The organism is Streptomyces sp. NPDC058632 (assembly GCF_042717095.1).
GTDB lineage: Bacteria > Actinomycetota > Actinomycetes > Streptomycetales > Streptomycetaceae > Streptomyces.
On record NZ_JBHXQZ010000135.1, the window covers coordinates 1 to 16461 of the forward strand.

Annotated in this window: 14 protein-coding genes; 6 read left to right on the top strand and 8 right to left on the bottom strand. The window is 73.5% G+C overall.

The genetic code is table 11. From position 1 onward, the window contains the following. Positions 1-79: 79 nt before the first annotated feature. The 3 genes from ACFWVE_RS32655 to ACFWVE_RS32665 all read right to left on the bottom strand — a co-directional run bounded on the left by ACFWVE_RS32655 (position 80) and on the right by ACFWVE_RS32665 (position 1266). Entirely contained in the window at positions 80-427 is a 348-nt protein-coding gene (locus ACFWVE_RS32655; protein ID WP_384022093.1) for a type II toxin-antitoxin system PemK/MazF family toxin, read from the bottom strand. Then, positions 414-644 (bottom strand): ribbon-helix-helix domain-containing protein, encoded by a 231-nt coding sequence (locus ACFWVE_RS32660; protein ID WP_042171908.1) that lies wholly within the window; start codon positions 642-644, stop codon positions 414-416. Before ACFWVE_RS32660 ends, ACFWVE_RS32655 begins: the two co-directional genes overlap by 14 nt. Positions 645-774: 130 nt before the next feature. Further along, entirely contained in the window at positions 775-1266 is a 492-nt protein-coding gene (locus tag ACFWVE_RS32665) for a DUF1203 domain-containing protein (protein WP_384022096.1), read from the bottom strand. A 112-nt stretch (positions 1267-1378) separates the two neighbouring features. Between ACFWVE_RS32665 and pepN the strand changes: the two genes are divergently transcribed. Beyond that, a complete protein-coding gene (gene pepN, locus ACFWVE_RS32670) occupies positions 1379-3967 on the top strand; it encodes an aminopeptidase N (RefSeq protein ID WP_384022099.1) in 2589 nt (862 codons plus the stop codon). A gap of 409 nt (positions 3968-4376) precedes the next feature. Here pepN and ACFWVE_RS32675 read toward each other — a convergent pair whose 3' ends face one another. Both ACFWVE_RS32675 and ACFWVE_RS32680 read right to left on the bottom strand, forming a co-directional pair. Further along, entirely contained in the window at positions 4377-5939 is a 1563-nt protein-coding gene (locus tag ACFWVE_RS32675) for a PQQ-dependent sugar dehydrogenase (RefSeq protein ID WP_384022101.1), read from the bottom strand. Between the two features lie 249 nt (positions 5940-6188). Then, positions 6189-7229, bottom strand: a complete 1041-nt coding sequence (locus ACFWVE_RS32680; protein WP_384022104.1) for an EamA family transporter — start codon at positions 7227-7229, stop codon at positions 6189-6191. 110 nt (positions 7230-7339) lie between these two features. On the opposite strand from ACFWVE_RS32680, the gene ACFWVE_RS32685 reads away from it, so the two are divergent. Further along, on the top strand, positions 7340-7885 hold the full coding sequence (locus tag ACFWVE_RS32685) for a MarR family winged helix-turn-helix transcriptional regulator (protein WP_384022108.1): 546 nt from the start codon (positions 7340-7342) through the stop codon (positions 7883-7885). A gap of 103 nt (positions 7886-7988) precedes the next feature. Here the strand turns inward: ACFWVE_RS32685 and ACFWVE_RS32690 are convergent, their stop codons facing one another. The 3 genes from ACFWVE_RS32690 to ACFWVE_RS32700 all read right to left on the bottom strand — a co-directional run bounded on the left by ACFWVE_RS32690 (position 7989) and on the right by ACFWVE_RS32700 (position 10955). After that, positions 7989-8264, bottom strand: coding sequence for a hypothetical protein (locus ACFWVE_RS32690; RefSeq protein WP_384022111.1), 276 nt, complete (start codon positions 8262-8264; stop codon positions 7989-7991). 142 nt (positions 8265-8406) lie between these two features. Continuing rightward, complete coding sequence (gene malQ / locus ACFWVE_RS32695) at positions 8407-10563, bottom strand: 4-alpha-glucanotransferase (RefSeq protein ID WP_384022126.1); 2157 nt, start codon at positions 10561-10563, stop codon at positions 8407-8409. Between the two features lie 128 nt (positions 10564-10691). Beyond that, positions 10692-10955, bottom strand: a complete 264-nt coding sequence (locus ACFWVE_RS32700; RefSeq protein WP_384022130.1) for a hypothetical protein — start codon at positions 10953-10955, stop codon at positions 10692-10694. Between the two features lie 298 nt (positions 10956-11253). Between ACFWVE_RS32700 and ACFWVE_RS32705 the strand changes: the two genes are divergently transcribed. From ACFWVE_RS32705 to ACFWVE_RS32720, 4 genes are all read left to right on the top strand, one after another. Then, positions 11254-14154: a beta-N-acetylglucosaminidase domain-containing protein gene (locus tag ACFWVE_RS32705; protein WP_384022114.1), complete on the top strand. Its 2901-nt coding sequence runs from the start codon at positions 11254-11256 to the stop codon at positions 14152-14154. A gap of 103 nt (positions 14155-14257) precedes the next feature. Next, complete coding sequence (locus ACFWVE_RS32710) at positions 14258-14791, top strand: PadR family transcriptional regulator (protein WP_384022117.1); 534 nt, start codon at positions 14258-14260, stop codon at positions 14789-14791. Next, complete coding sequence (locus tag ACFWVE_RS32715; protein WP_384022120.1) at positions 14788-15519, top strand: ABC transporter ATP-binding protein; 732 nt, start codon at positions 14788-14790, stop codon at positions 15517-15519. Before ACFWVE_RS32710 ends, ACFWVE_RS32715 begins: the two co-directional genes overlap by 4 nt. After that, a partial coding sequence (locus ACFWVE_RS32720) for an FtsX-like permease family protein (RefSeq protein WP_384022123.1) occupies positions 15516-16461 on the top strand: 946 nt, incomplete at its 3' end. The genes ACFWVE_RS32715 and ACFWVE_RS32720, both read left to right, overlap by 4 nt.

A 16461-nucleotide genomic window follows, 5' to 3' on the forward strand; every position in this document is an offset into this window, starting at 1 on the left:
GCGTTTCTGTCGTCTACAGCTTCGTCTTTTGTGGGGGGCCGCCCCCGTGTCCCCGGCGGCCCCCCCCCTCTGCGCATCCTCACAGCGCCAGATGCCGCCGCAGCGCCACGTCGATCTCGGTCATGCGCTGCCGCGGCACGGCGCCGACCCTGTGCAGCAGACGTTCCGGCGCAATGGCACGGACCTGCTCGCACTGCACTTTGGAGTCCTTCGGCAGACGGCTCTCCTCCGAGCGCAGAAGAACCTGGAACGTCAGGATGCGAGAGGTGTTGGACGTCAGCGGCGCCACGGTCACAACCCCCCGGTCGTTCCGTACGACGGACTCGTTGGCGGCGTCGTTGGAGACGATCACGGCAGGCCTGACCTTGTTGGCCTCGCTGCCCCGCGCCGGTTCCAGGTCCACCATGTAGATGTCACCACGCCTCATCGGTGATCCCGTCTCCGCTCGCCCGGTCCCACAGCCGGGCATCCTCGCTCCCGTCCCATTCGGCGAAAGCCTCCGTGTACTCCTGCTCGAGCTGCGCCTGCCTGAGCAACTCGATCGCGGCATGTATCACGGCCGACCGGGACTCGGCCTCCGTACGGGCGGCGTACTCGTCGACGAAGGCCAGGTCCTCCTGGGGCAGACTCACACTGATCTTCATACCCGCAATGCTACCCGGGGTAGGAATTCCAGGGCTACCGTTTTCCGTACCGTGCCCTTGCCCAAGTAGGAATATCTTGATCCTCGACGTCACAACTGATCAATCACCTCGTCGGCGGCGGACGGGACAGTCACGGCCGGCTGTCGCGCCGCACCTCGTAGAGGAAGCAGCCGTACTCCACCGCGCGGACGTGGACGAGGGCGACGGCCGGGTCGGTGAAGGCCTCCGTGAGGGCGGGTCCGAAGCCGTCCGGGGTGTCCACCAGGCGGCCGCCCAGGAGGGTGCCGTCGGAGGCGTAGCGGCAAAGGACACGGTGGGCGGCCGTGAAGGGGAGGCCGTCGTCGCCCCGCGGTCCCGCGCACTCCTCGGCGTGGAGGAAGACCGGCCCCTGCTCGTCGTACGGGCCCGGGTCGACGCCCGTGTGTGCCGCCCAGCGACGCAGGGGGGCGTAGGTGACCAGGGTGATCCGCTCGCCCGGTTCGCCGCGGCGCAGGCAGCAGCGGAGCGGGGCGCCGCCCTCGTCGTCGGTGCGGGGAACCGGGGAGCGGCCCGCGTCGTCCATGGTGCGCGGTTCCTTCAGGGCCGGTGCAGGGACGGGGTGGGGGGTATGGGCCGTCGTCATGGGTTCAGACTCGTGCCCGACCGGGCACGCCACCGGCGGGAAATGGACATCGCGTTCCGCGCCGGTGGCGTGGAAGGATGACGCAACCCACACATAACGAGGAGATGACCGCGTGCCTGGCACAAACCTGACTCGCGAAGAGGCGCAGCAGCGGGCGAAACTGCTGACCGTTGACTCGTACGAGGTCGATCTCGACCTCTCCGGCGCGCAGGAGGGCGGCACCTACCGGTCCGTGACCACGGTGCGCTTCGACGTCGTCGAGGGCGGCGGGGACTCCTTCATCGACCTGGTGGCGCCCACCGTCCACGAGGTGACCCTCAACGGGGACCCCCTCGACCCCGCCGAGGTCTTCGCGGACTCCCGCATCGCCCTGCCGGGTCTGCTCCCGGGCCGCAACGTCCTGCGGGTGAGCGCCGACTGCGCGTACACCAACACCGGTGAGGGACTGCACCGGTTCGTGGACCCGGTGGACGACCAGGCCTATCTCTACACCCAGTTCGAGGTGCCGGACGCCCGCCGGGTGTTCGCGAGCTTCGAGCAGCCCGACCTCAAGGCGACCTTCCGGTTCACCGTGAAGGCACCGGACGGCTGGACCGTCGTCTCCAACTCGCCCACGCCCGAACCCCGTGACAACGTCTGGGAGTTCGAGCCGACCCCGCGGATGTCGACGTACGTCACGGCGCTCATCGTCGGCCCGTACCACTCCGTGCACAGCGTGTACGAGAAGGACGGCCAGTCGGTGCCGCTCGGTATCTACTGCCGGCCCTCGCTCGCCGAGTACCTCGACGCGGACGCCATCTTCGAGGTCACGCGGCAGGGCTTCGAGTGGTTCCAGGAGAAGTTCGACTACCCGTACCCCTTCGGGAAGTACGACCAGCTGTTCGTGCCGGAGTTCAACGCGGGCGCGATGGAGAACGCCGGCGCGGTGACCATCCGCGACCAGTACGTCTTCCGGTCGAAGGTGACGGACGCGGCGTACGAGGGGCGGGCCGCGACGATCCTGCACGAGCTGGCCCACATGTGGTTCGGCGACCTGGTCACCATGGAGTGGTGGAACGACCTGTGGCTGAACGAGTCGTTCGCCACCTACGCCGAGGCCGCCTGCCAGGCGGAGGCGCCGGGCTCGAAGTGGCCGCACTCGTGGACGACGTTCGCGAACTCCATGAAGACCTGGGCCTACCGCCAGGACCAGCTGCCGTCCACGCACCCGATCATGGCCGACATCCGTGACCTGGACGACGTCCTGGTCAACTTCGACGGCATCACGTACGCCAAGGGCGCCTCGGTCCTCAAGCAGCTGGTGGCCTACGTCGGCAAGGACGCGTTCTTCAGCGGCGTGCAGGCGTACTTCAAGCGCCACGCGTACGGCAACACGCGCCTGCCCGACCTGCTGGGCGCCCTGGAGGAGACCTCCGGCCGCGACCTGAGCACCTGGTCGAAGAAGTGGCTTCAGACGGCCGGCATCAACGTGCTGCGCCCGGAGATCGGGACGGACGGCGCGGACGGCACGGGAACCATCACCTCCTTCGCCATCCGCCAGGAGGCCCCCGCGCTGCCCGCCGGCGCCAAGGGCGAGCCCGTCCTGCGCCCGCACCGGATCGCGGTCGGCCTGTACGACCTGGACGGGGCGAGCGGCAAGCTGGTGCGCGTCGACCGGGTCGAGCTGGACGTCGACGGCGAGCTGACCGCCGTACCGGAGCTCGTCGGCAAGCCCCGCCCGGACGTCGTGCTCCTCAACGACGACGACCTGTCGTACGCCAAGGTGCGGCTGGACGAGCGGTCGCTGGCCTTCGTCACCGAGCACCTGGGTGACTTCGAGGCGTCCCTGCCGCGCGCGCTGAGCTGGGCGTCGGCCTGGGACATGACCCGTGACGGCGAGCTGGCCACCCGCGACTACCTGTCGCTGGTGCTGTCGGGCATCGGCAAGGAGTCGGACATCGGCGTCGTGCAGTCGCTGCACCGTCAGGTGAAGCTGGCGATCGACCTGTACGCCGCCCCGTCCTCCCGCGAGGCGCTCCTCAACCGCTGGACGGAGGCCACGCTGGCCCATCTGCGGGCCGCCGAGGCGGGCAGCGACCACCAGCTGGCGTGGGCGCGCGCGTTCGCCGCGACGGCGCGCAAGCCGGAGCAGCTGGACCTCCTGGAAAGCTTGCTGGACGGCACCCGGACGATCGAGGGCCTGGCCGTCGACACCGAGCTGCGCTGGGCGTTCGTGCAGCGGCTCGCGGCGGTGGGCCGGTTCGACGAGGCGGAGATCGCCTCGGAGTACGAGCGCGACCGTACGGCCGCCGGCGAGCGCCACGCCGCCACCGCGCGCGCCGCCCGGCCGACCGGGGAGGCCAAGGCGGAGGCGTGGGCGTCGGTCGTGGAGTCCGACAAGCTGCCGAACGCGGTCCAGGAGGCGGTCATCGCCGGCTTCGTCCAGACCGACCAGCGCGAGCTGCTGGCGCCGTACACGGACCGGTACTTCGAGGCGCTGGCCGGCGTCTGGGAGTCCCGCTCGCACGAGATGGCCCAGCAGATCGCGGTCGGCCTCTACCCGGCGGTCCAGGTCTCCGACGAGACCCTGGAGAAGACGGACGCCTGGCTGGCCTCCGCCGGGCCGACCCCGGCCCTGCGCCGCCTGGTCTCCGAGTCCCGCGCAGGCGTGGACCGCGCGCTGCGCGCCCAGGCCGCGGACGCGGCGGCCGAAGGGGCGTAACCCGTACGAGTGCCAGGGGCGCCCGGTGCCGTGCCGGGCGCCCCTGGCGTTCCTCCAGCCCTTCGAGACAACTGAACTGATCTCCATCGCCGTACGCCGCACGAGGAGTCCGGCGGCGCCGCGGGTGCGCCGGTCGGGGACTGGCGTGCTGCGGATCGGGGCGTGGGACACGGAGCCGTCGCCGCCGGAGCCGCTCCAGCCCTTCGCCCCGGCTCCGGAGCGGGAGGACGGCCGGTGCCTGGCATCGATGCGGGCCCGCGCCGACGTCCGGGTCCGGCGGCCACTGGCGAGGCAGGCGACCAAGGCGAGTACGTGGGTGCGAGCCGGGTGCCGCCCGGACCGTCGGAGGCGTAGCCGTGGGGCCGCCGGGCCACGCCGGCCGGGTGAACGCCGGCGCCACGCCGGTGGTTCATCGGCCGACGGCGCAGGCGTCCCCGTTGAGCGTGAACCGTGGCGGCGGTGACGCGTCGCCGGTATGGCCGGCGAGGTAGCCGAGGGTGATGCTCGCGCCCGGAGCGATCGTGGCGTTGTGCGAGGCGTCGGTCGCCGTGATCACGTTGCTTCCCTGGGTCAGGTCCGTATTCCAGTCGGAGACGACGGTCTGCCCGAGGGCCAGGGGGAACTCCAGCGTCCAGCCGTTCACCGGGGTGCCGCCGGTGTTGGTGACGGTGAGGTCGACCGTCGTGCCGGTACCCCAGGTCGTCACCGCACGGTCCACCCGGCAGGCGGGTTCCTCCTGCGCGAACGACACCCGGTGCAGACCGCCGGGCAAATCGTTGACCACGTAGAACTCCCCGTCGGCGGTCGTACCGATCGACGTCACCTGGGTGGGCATCTCCCCGATCTCGGCCTGCTCGTAGCCACCGCTGCCGTCGGGGCGCAGCGCCCAGACCGTGGACGAGCAGTAGTCGGTGGCGATGTACGTGCCGCCGACCAGGCCGGCGTACTTCTGGCCGCGGTAGACGCGGCCGCCGATGATTGAGCAGCCGCCGGTGTACGGGGAGTACGTGAAGACCGGCTCGGTGTACGTCTCACCGGGCACGCAGTCGCCGTCCTCGAATCTCTCCAGCCCCTCGTAGCAGGACCAGCCGAGGTTCAGCCCGCCCTGGCCCGGGGCGAGGTGGTCGACCTCCTCCCATCGGCCCTGGCCGACGTCGCCGATCCACATCGAGCCGTCGGCGTCGTCGAAGGAGAACCGCCACGGGTTGCGCAGCCCGTACAGCCAGATCTCCCCGCGGGCGCCGTCCGTCTCCACGAAGGGGTTGTCGGCGGGGACGCAGTAAGGAAGCGGGCCGCAACCACGGCTCACGTCGATCCGCATGATCTTGCCCAGCAGGGTGTCCAGCCGCTGGCCGGAGCGGAAGGGATCCCCGGAGCCGCCGCCGTCGCCGATGCTCCAGTACAGGTTGCCGTCGGGGCCGAACGCGAGCTGGCCGCCGTTGTGGTTGCTGTACTCGGCGTGTTCCTGGGAGAGCAGGACCTCCAGGCGGGACTCGTCGAGCCGGTAACGGGCGAGAGTGACCGCGCCGTCGGGCAGTGCCGTGTACGCCAGGTACAGGTTCTGGCTGGCGGCGAAGTCGGGCGGGAGGGCGATGCCGAGCAGGCCGCGCTCGTTGCCCGATTGGTCCACGGCCGACGTGATGTCGACGAGCGGAGTCGCGGCCAGGCCGGTGTCCGGGTGGTAGACCCGGACGGTGCCGGACTTCTCGGTGATGAACAGCCGGTCCGTGCCGTCGTCGGGGCCGACGAGGGCGGTGGGCCGTCTCAGCCCGTGGGCGACCTGGGTGGTGGTCGCGCTGAGCGACGGCAGGGGCACGGCCGGGGCGCCCTTTGCCGTTCCCGTCCGCAGCGGCACGGGATCCGCCGCCGCGGAAGCAGCCGCCCCGGTGGACCGGGCCGCGGCGGGCAAGGGGGCGAGGACGGTCAGCAGGAGGGCCAGCAGAAGGGGCCCGGTCCAGCGGCGTCGTAGCATGTCGGCTCCAGAAACGAGGACGTTTGCACGGCGGTGGTGCTTCTGGTGCTTCTGGTGCTTCTGGTGTCCCTCCGGGCAACAGGCGCGGCCGGCCCCCTGCGGGGTCCGATGCATGGGAGCGCTCCCGCGGACTCCCAGGCTGCGCGTCGTGAAACGGGGGAGCAACGTTTGTTCGCGCCACTTTCGCCCCGCGTGGCGCAAACGATGCGTCACTGCCCGCAACCGAGAGGCCCGGGCGGCCGCAGCTCCTCACTCTGGCGCCGGCACGTCGTGTTCACGCCCCGCGCTCCGCGGATTCACGGAAACGGCGGACCGCGTGCGATGCCCGGTCGCGGTGGGGGCGAGCCGTGGTTCCGCGGCGCCGGAAGCCGACTGCGCCGCCCCCGTGCGCCAAGAGGTTTTCAGCCGGGGCGCCGGCGCGAGCTGGCCCGCCACCGTCGCGCCGAACGCCAGGGCCATGCCTGTCAGTTGGAGTGGGGTGAGGGTCTCGTCCAGGGCTGCCCAGCCGAGCACGGCCGCGGTCAGGGGTGAGAGCGGGCCCAGGAAGGTGACCTGGGTGGCGGTGAGGTGGCCCATGCCTCGGAACCAGAGGCAGTACGCGAGGGCCGTGTTCGCGAGGGCCAGGTAGAGGTAGCCGCCGATCGCCGGGGCGTCCAGGGCCGGCGGGGCACCCTCGACCAGCAGGGCGAGCGGGGCGATGAGCAGGCCGCCCGCGGTCAGCTGCCAGCCGGTCAGGGCGAGGGGGCCCACACCCTCCGGGCGTCCCCAGCGTTTCGTCAGCACCGTGCCGGTGGACATGGACGCCGCGGACGCGAGCGCCGCCGCCACTCCGAGGGGGTCGAGCGCCCCCGCCGCCTTCAGGACGACCAGGCTCACCCCGAGCGCGGCCACCACCCCCGCGAGCAGCGTGCGTACGGTCGGGCGTTGACCCAGCAGCGGCGCCGCGAGGCCGGCCACGAACAACGGGCCCACCGAGCCGACCACCGCCGCCAGGCCGCCGGGCAAGCGGTACGCGGAGAGGAACAGCAGCGGGAAGAACGCCCCGATGTTCAGCGCGCCGAGCACCGCCGCCTTCCACCACCACACGCCCCTCGGCAGCACCCTGGCCAGTGCGAGCAGCAGCAGTCCGGCGGGCAGGGCGCGCATCAGGCCGGTGAAGAGGGGGCGGTCCGGCGGGAGCAGTTCGGTGGTGACGGCGTACGTGGTGCCCCAGGAGACGGGTGCCACGGCGGTGAGCAGGATCGGACCCGTCGCCCGTCTCCCCGTCGGCGCGGATCGGATCGCGGTCATGGTCGGGCGCACCTCTCTCGTCAGGTCGGCAGCAAGTAGCTTAGCAGCAAGCAACTTACCTTCAAGTTTCTTTCTTGCGGGAGAGTGAGGACCGGCCGATACTCGACGCCATGAACGCACGCCCCGAGCAGCGCACGGACGGCGCGGACGGCAGAGACCGCAAGGACCCCGTGGACGCGATCGTCGAGCAGTGGGCCGGCGTCCGGCCCGATCTCGACACCACCGCCATGGAGGTCTTCGGCCGCGTCCACCGGATCTCACGCGCCATGGGCGACCGCACCGAGAAGACGTACGCGCGGCACGGCATCGCCCGGGGCGAGTTCGACGTCCTCGCCACGCTGCGCCGCGCCGGTGAGCCCTACACGCTCTCGCCCCGTCAGCTCTCCGGCACCCTGATGCTCACCACCGGCGGGATGACCGGCCGCCTCGACAAACTGGAGCGCGCGGGGCTGCTGCGCCGCTCCCCCGACCCCCACGACCGCCGGGGCCTGCGCGTGACCCTCACCGAACAGGGGCTCACCGTCGTCGACCAGGCGGTCGGCGCGGGTCTCGCCGTGCAGACCGAGGCCCTGTCCGCCCTTCCTCCGGACCGTGCCCGGCAGCTCACCGGCCTGCTCCGCGAACTGCTCCTCGCGACCGAGCGTCCAGAGCCGTAGGAAGGCCCGCGCACGCCGAAGGCGCCACCCCTCCCCGTACCGCGGAACGCGGGTACGGACGGTGGGGCGGCGCCTTCGGGAAGGGTTCGGGACGACGGCCGGGTCAGGCCTTGGCGTCGGCCTTGATCCTGATGTTGGAGCTGGTCGTGTCCTTCTTCTTGTGCGACTTGTCGAGGACCATCACCAGGCCGGCGATGACCAGGAAGAGCACGATCGGGGCCACGACGTACAGTCCCAGCGTCTCGATCACGCTCAGGCCCGTGCCGGGGTCGTCGCCGTCGTCACGGGTGAGCGCGAGCGCGGGGGACGTCATGAGCAGCATCATCAGCGTCGTACCGGCTGCCAGGGCGCCGGCGCGCAGGGCGTTCGTCTTGTCCACGGTGCCAACGTAGCGAACGCCCGTGGGGCCCGCGCGTCCGGGGTGGCGCACGCGACCCCGGTCGGCACGGATATGCCCGACTGTGTCCCGGTTCGCCACCAGGCCTCTCACCCGTCCGGCCCCAGGCCTCGCCCGTCCCGTCTCAGGGCTCACCCGCGCCCTCCGGCCGGTCGGTGCGGGTGCGGACCACGTCGAGCAGCGCGCGCAGTCCCGGGGATGTCGTCAGGTCCTCCAGGGGCATCGGACGGCCCTGCGCGTCGGCGATCGGCAGGCGCCAGTTCGGGTACTCGTCCCAGGTCCCGGGCAGGTTCTGCGGGCGCCGGTCGCCGACGCCGTCGGGGAGCCAGACGCCGATCATCCGGGCGGGGGTGCGCAGCAGGTAGCGGTGGACGGCCTGGATGCGTGCCTCCTCCTCGGTGGTGACGGCGCCACTCGTGCCGGGGCCTCCGGGGCTTCCCGGGCTGCCGGGGCCGTACAGCAGGCCCAGTTCGGTCAGCAGGTCCAGCCACTCCGCCGTGTCGGCGGCGGCCTCCGCGCGCTCCTCCGCCAAGGGGCGGGTGAGCAGGCCGAGGCCGTCGCGGAGCTCGACGTGTTCGCCGGTGAGGCGGGACGCGGTGGGCGGCAGGTCGTGGGTGGTGACGGTGGCCAGGCAGTCGGCGCGCCAGGTCTCCGGCGGCAGCGGCCGGCGGTCGCCCTCCCAGTCCCGTTCGAACCAGAGCACCGACGTCCCGTACACCCCGCGCTCGCGCAGCGCCTCGCGTACGCCGGGCTCGACCGTGCCCAGGTCCTCGCCGATCACCACCGCCCCGGCGCGGGAGGCCTCCAGGACGAGGACGGCGAGCATCGCCTCGGCGTCGTAGCGGACGTACGTGCCCTCGGTGGGCGGCTGCCCCCGGGGCACCCACCAGAGCCGGAACAGGCCCATGACGTGGTCGATGCGCAGGGCGCCCGCGTACCGGAACAGGGCCTGGAGCAGGGCGCGGAACGGCGCGTAGCCGCAGGCGGCGAGCCGGTCGGGGCGCCAGGGCGGCAGGCCCCAGTCCTGGCCGCGCGCGTTGAACGCGTCCGGGGGTGCGCCGACCGACATGCCGGCGGCGAGGGTGTCCTGCTGCGCCCAGGCGTCGGATCCCTCGGGGTGCACGCCGACCGCGAGGTCGTGGACGATCCCGAGCGGCATCCCGGCCTCGCGCGCGGCCCGCTGGGCCGCCCTGAGCTGGGTGTCGGTGAGCCAGGCCAGCCGGGAGTGGAAGTCGACGCGGGCCATCAGCTCGCGGCGGGCCCGCGCGGTCGCGGGCGAGCGCGGGTCGCGCAGTCCGGCCGGCCAGGTGTGCCAGTCGGGGCCGTGCACCTCGGCGAGCGCGCACCAGGTGGCGTGGTCCTCCAGGGCCCGGCCCTGCTCGGCGAGGAAGTCGCCGTAGGCGGCGCGGCGGCCCGGGCCGAGCGGCACCTCGTCCACCACTGCTTCGAGTGCGGCCTTCTTGGTCGCCCAGACGGCGTCCCGGTCGATCAGCGCGCCCTTGTCCAGCACCGCCTCGCGCAGCTCCGCGGCCCGCCGGAGCAGATCCGGCATCCGGTTCCCCGTCCGGGCCCGGCCCCCGGCCGCCTCCCCGGCCCCCACGTACGCGAACTCCGGAACGTCCTCGATCCGCAGGTGCACCGGGTCCGGGAAGCGGCGGGAGGAGGGACGGTACGGGGACGGGTCGGTCGGAGTGCCGGGGACGGCCGCGTGCAGCGGGTTGATCTGGACGAATCCGGCGCCGAGGGCACGGCCGGCCCAGGCGGCGAGTTCGCCGAGGTCGGCGAGGTCGCCCATGCCCCAGGAGCGGCGGGAGAGGAGCGAGTAGAGCTGGACGAGAAGCCCGTACGAGCGGGCCGGGGGCGCGGGCAGCCGGGGCGGGGCGACGATCAGGTGGGCCTCGCCGGTGCGGCCGTCGGGCGCGGTGGCGGTCACCCGGTGCACGCCGGGCGGGAGGTCCGCGGCCGAGACGCGGGTCTCGCCCTGCTCGGTGCGCACGAGCAGCCGGGTGTCCGCGGGGAGCGCGCCCAGGGCGGACGGCGTGCCGGTGCCCCAGCCGACCACGGTGGGCGGCAGCAGCCGCTCGGCCAGTTCCCGCTCGCGGGCGGCGAGCGCGTCGCGGACGGCGCCTGGGGTCCCCGCGTCCACCCCGAGGGCGGCCAGGACGAGGGTGACGGCGGTGACCGAGGCGGCGACCGTACGGTCCGGCGAGGGGTTGTAGGAGGTGGCGACGCCGTACAGGGCGGCGAGCCGGGAGAGGTCCTCCGGGAGCTCGGAAGGCAGCCCGGAGAATAACCCGGACGGCGGCGCGGAGGACGGCCCGGACGGCGGCTCGGACGGCGGCTCGGGAAGCTGCTCGGAGGGGTCGGAGGGCGACTCGGAAGGCGGCTCGGCCGGTCCGGGCGCGGCCACTAGGGCTCCGGGACGTACTGCGCCGGGAAGGAGTCGAGTCCGGTGGCGTCCATGGCGGCGTCGGACTCACTGGTCAGGGGGGCGGCGTCGGCGAGCGGGGGCTCGCTGGTGAGGGGTTCGGCGTCGGGCAGCGGGGGCTCGCTGGTGAGCGGGACCTCCGCGCACGGACCCTCCGCGCTGAAGACGCAGGCCTGCAGGCCCTCGGCCTCCGCGCTGTGCAGGTCCTCGAAGTCGGCGGACGGCTCCGCCTCGGGTTTGGACATGGGCGGGGCCAGAAGGAACGCCGGTGCAGCAGCCACAGAGGGCCTCCTCGTCGATTGCGGCTCGTGTACGGATCCGCCTTTCGGCGGGGTTCCCCGCAGCCCCTACCCAGCGGACGCGAAGGCAGGCACCCCAATTCCGTACAACGTGCTCCTGCTCACATGGTGTTCCCGTTCCCACGCCTCACATGCGGACAAACCTGTCACAACGGTCACTGCCGTTGACACGCCCGGAGCACAATGGTGGGCTCCGGGCGTGTCACCGCATGATCGGGACGGTTCTGTCTCCTCGGGAGGGGCCTTGCAACTACGGCGTGGGAAGGGTGCGATCGCTCTCGCGTTCGCGGTCGTCGCCGGAACTCTGGGCGCCGCGCCCGTCTCCGTGGCGGCGCCGTCCGTTCCCGGGACGACCGCGTCCCCCGTTCCCGACCGGGCCGAGACGGACCTGGCCGTCTGGCCCCGTCCCCAGTCCCTGCGGGCCAACGGCGCCCCGGTCGCGGTGACCGACGAGGTCGCGCTGACGGCCGACGCGTCGGCCGATCCGCACGCCGTCGACGCCCTGCGGGCGCTGCTGCGGGAGGCCGGCGCGCGCCGGTTCACCGCCCCCGGCGACAAGGCGCCCGAGGGGGCGCTCGTGGTGCGGATGGGCGCGGACCGGCCGGCGGACTCCCGCCGACAGGACCTCCACTCCCTTCCCTCCGGCGGCTACACGCTGACCGTCGGCAAGGAGGCGGTCGCCCTCACCGGGGCGGGCGAGGACGGCCTGTTCCACGCCGTCCAGACACTGCGTCAGCTCCTGCGCCCCGACAGCACCTTCACCGCCGCCGTCGTACGCGACTGGCCCGGCACCACCGTGCGCGGGATCACCGAGGGCTTCTACGGCACCCCGTGGACGCACCGGCAGCGGCTGGACCAGCTGGACTTCATGGGCCGCACCAAGCAGAACCGGTACCTGTACGCGCCCGGCGACGACCTCCACCGGCAGGCCCGCTGGCGCGAGACGTACCCGGACCGGCAGCGCGCCCAGTTCCGGGAGCTGGCGGAGCGGGCCCGGAGCAACCACGTCACGCTCGGCTGGGCGGTGGCGCCGGGCCAGGCGATGTGCTTCGCCTCGGGCGAAGACCTGCGGGCGCTGACCCGCAAGCTGGACGCGATGTGGGCGCTGGGCTTCCGCGCCTTCCAGCTGCAGTTCCAGGACGTCAGCTACAGCGAGTGGCACTGCGGCGCGGACGCGGACCTCTTCGGCTCCGGCCCCGACGCCGCCGCGCGCGCCCAGGCGTACGTGGCGAACGCGGTGGGCCGCCACCTGGCGGACCGTCACCCCGGCTCCGCCGCCCTGTCGTTGATGCCGACCGAGTACTACGAGGAGGGGTCGACCGAGTACCGGCGGGCCCTCTCGGACTCCCTGGACTCCGGGGTGGAGGTGGCGTGGACCGGGGTCGGGGTGGTGCCGAGCACCATCACCGGCGGCGACCTGGCCGAGGCGCGGAGGGTGTTCGCGCGCCCGCTGGTGACCATGGACAACTACCCGGTCAACGACTTCGCCCCCGGCCGGATCTTCCTCGGCCCCTACCAGGGCCGCGAACCCGCCGTGGCCGCCGGCTCGGCCGCCCTCCTCTCGAACGCGATGGAGCAGCCCGAGGCGTCCCGCATCCCCCTGTTCACGGCCGCCGACTTCGCGTGGAACCCGCGCGACTACCGCCCCCAGGAGTCCTGGCGGGCCGCGATCAAGGAACTCGCGGGCGGCGAACCCGAGTTGGAAGAGGCGCTGTCCGCGCTGGCGGGCAACGACGCGTCCTCGGTCCTCGGCGCCGAGGAGTCGGCGTATCTGCGGCCGCTGCTGAAGGAGTTCTGGCGGACCCGCGCGAACGCCGGCGGCGACGACGGCCGCGCGGCCGAGAAGCGGCTGCGCACGGCCTTCACGGTGCTGCGCGAACTGCCCGAAACCCTGGCCGGCAACCCGCGCACCGCCTCCCTCGCCGCCGAGGTCGCCCCCTGGACCGGGCAGCTGGCCCGGTACGGCGAGGCCGGCGTCACCGCGCTGGACATGCTGCGCGCGCAGGAGTCCGACGACGCGGGCGCCGCCTGGACCGCGTACCGGGAGCTGGCCGAGCGGCGGGCGGGGCTGAAGCCGGCCCGGGTGACGGTCGGCAAGGGCGTCCTGGACCCGTTCCTGGACCGGGCGCGGAACGCGTACGGGGCCTGGGCGGGCATCGGCCGCGAGGCGACCGCCGGGTCCGGCGGCCGGACGGACGACGGCGTGCTCCAGCTGCCGCGGGTCCGGGACCTGAGTACGGTGACGGTACTGGCCGAGCCCGGCACCACGGGGACCGTCGAGATCCACGCCCCGGGCGCGGGCTGGCGCCGCCTGGGCACGCTGGCCGCGTCCGGCGCCACCGAGCTGCGGGTGGACGGACCGGCCGGCGCCGTCCGCGTCACCGGCGCGGACGCCTCCCGGGTACGGCACGTCGTGCCGTGGTTCACGGACGAGCCCGCCGCCTCACTGAAGCTGCCGGACCTCGCGGACGGAACCCTGGACACCGACATCGGCGGCACCCGCCGGCTGACGGCCACGCTGGGCTCGCTGCTGCCGGAGGAGGTGCGCGGCAGGGTGACGGTCGAGGCGCCGAAGGGCGTGAAGGTGGGCGTTCCGAAGGGCACCCTGACCGTCCCGCGCGGCACGCCCGTGGAGGTGCCGGTCGAGGTGACGGTGGAGCCGGGGACGCCGACCCGGTCGTACGAGGTGCGGCTCGGCTTCGGCGGGGCGACCCGGACCCTGACGGTCAACGCCGTCCCGCGCACCGCAGGGCCCGACCTGGCCCGCACCGGCACGGCGACCTCCTCGGCCGACGAGACGCCCGACTTCCCCGCCTCGGCGGCGAACGACGGGGACCCCGGGACACGTTGGTCGTCCCCGGTCGAGGACGACTCCTGGTGGCAGGTCGAGCTGGAGAGCCCGGTGCGGCTGGGCCGGGTCGACCTGCACTGGCAGGACGCCCACCCGTCGGCGTACCGCGTCGAGGTCTCGGCCGACGGCCACAGCTGGCGCACGGCGGCTTCGGTGACGGACAGCGCCGGCGGCCGGGAGACGGTCCGCATGGACGAACCCGACGTCCGCCACGTCCGCGTCCAGGGCGAGACCCGCGCGACGCGGTACGGCTACTCGCTGTGGTCGGCGGAGGCGTACGCGGTCGCGGACTGACGGGCGGGGGCGGGGCGCCGGAGCACCGCATCACCGAGGCACCGGGAATCTCTTCGGCGACCACTATTCACTCAGTACATGTACTCAGTGCATAATGATGCTCATGAGCACCCGTCACGTCCTGCTGGGCCTGCTCGCCTCGGGGCCGAGCCACGGCTACGACCTCAAGCGACGCCACGACGAACGTTTTCCCGAGGCACGCCCGCTGGCCTACGGGCAGGTCTACACGACCCTGCAACGTCTGGTCCGCGACGGCCTCGCCGAGGTCGACGGCACCGGGTCCGACGGCGGCCCGGAGCGGACCGCGTACCGCGCGACGGACGAGGGGACGCGTGAACTGGCCCGCTGGGCCGGGGAGATCGCCCCGCCCGCGCCCTTCGTGACGAACGAGATCTTCGCCAAGGTCGTGGTGTCGATCCTGTCCGGCGGAGACCCGGCCGCGTACCTGCGCGCCCAACGCGCCGCCCACATGGCGCGGATGCGGGAGCTCACCGCGGTGAAGTCCGCGGCCGGGGCCGGTCCGGCCACCGTGCTCTCGGCGGACTACGCCCTCAACCACCTGGACGCCGACCTCCGCTGGATGACCACCACGGCGGCCCGGCTCACCACCCTGACCGCGGAGGTCGACGCAGCATGAACAACCCGAGCGGCACCACGGGCGACGGCGCCGCCCACGACAGGGACACCGCGCAACCGCTCCTCGCGGCCCGCGGCCTCGTCAAGGCGCACGGAAAGACGCTCGCCCTGCGCGGCGCCTCCGTCGAACTGCGCGCCGGGGAGATCCTCGCGGTGACCGGCGCCAGCGGCAGCGGCAAGTCGACGCTGCTGCACTGCCTGGCCGGGATCGTCCGCCCCGACGCCGGCTCGGTGACGTACGACGGACAGCGGCTGGAGGAACTGCCGGAGAAGCGGCTGAGCGAGCTGCGCCGCACCGACTTCGGGGTGGTGTTCCAGTTCGGGCAGCTCGTTCCGGAGCTGACCGCGCTCGACAACGTGGCGCTGCCGCTGATGCTGGCGGGGTCCGGGCGGGCCGAGGCGCGGGAGCGGGCCGGGGAGTGGCTGGAGCGGTTCGGGGTGCGCGGGCAGGGTGAGTCGCGGCCGGGTGAGATGAGCGGCGGGCAGGCGCAGCGGGCCGCGCTGGCGCGGGCCCTGGTCACCGGCCCGAGGGTGGTCTTCGCGGACGAACCGACCGGCGCCCTGGACTCGCTGGCGGGCGAGCAGGTGATGACGGCCCTGACGCACACGGCCCGGGAGGCCGGCACGGCCGTACTGCTGATCACGCACGACGCCCAGGTGGCGGCGTACGCCGACCGCGAGGCGCAGTTGCGCGACGGGACGCTCGCACCGCTGGAGGTGACCGCGTGAACGCCGCCCGCTCCTCGCATCCGCGCTTCTCGCACACCCTGCGGTCCGATCTGCGGCTGGCCTGGCTGCTCACCCACGGTTCGGACCGGCGGGAGTGGTGGCGGATCACACTCACCGCGACCGGCGCGGCGCTCGCGACCGGGTTCGCGCTCGCGGCCGGTGTCCTGCTGTCGCTGGGCGGCCGCAGCACCGGCACGTCCGTCGCCGAGGGGCTGGCCGACGAGCCGGGGACGCGCGCCGGGGTGATCCTCGGTCTGCTGCTCCTGCTGGTCCCGGTGCTCGGGTTCCTCGGGCAGTGCGCCCGCGTCGGCGCCGTGCACCGGGACCGGCGGCTGGCCGGACTGCGGCTGGCCGGAGCGACGCCCTGGCAGGTGCGGCGGATCGCCGCACTGGAGACGGGTCTCGCCTGCCTGCTCGGCTCGGCGGTCGCGACCGTCTTCTCGGTACTGCTCCTGCTGAGCCTGGAGGCGCGGCCGGACACCCTCGCCTGGGTGGCAGTCGTCCTGGTCGCCGTGACCGTGCCGGTGCTGGGCGCGGCGTCGGGCGCGCTGGCGCTGCGCCGGGTGGTGGCCTCGCCGCTCGGCCGGGTACGCCGGGTGACGGAGATCCGTTCGGCACGCGGACCCGGCCGGCTGTTCCTGGGGGGAGCGGCGCTGGTGGTGGCGGTGGGCGTGGTGTCCGCGCTGGCGGGCCGCACCTCGGCCGGCGGGGCGGACCGGGGGTTCCTGGTGACGGTGTTCGCCGCGCTGCTCGCGGTCGGCGCGGGCGCGGTGTGGCTGGCCGGGGCCTCCTCCCGGCTGATCGGGCGGGTGCTCGCGGGCCGGGCCCGGTCGGCGGCGGTACTGATCGCGGCGGAGCGGCTGCGCGCCGACCCGTGGGCGGCGGCCCGTACGCATGCGGCGATGCTGCTGGTGACGGTCGTCGGCACCGGCTTCATGGGCG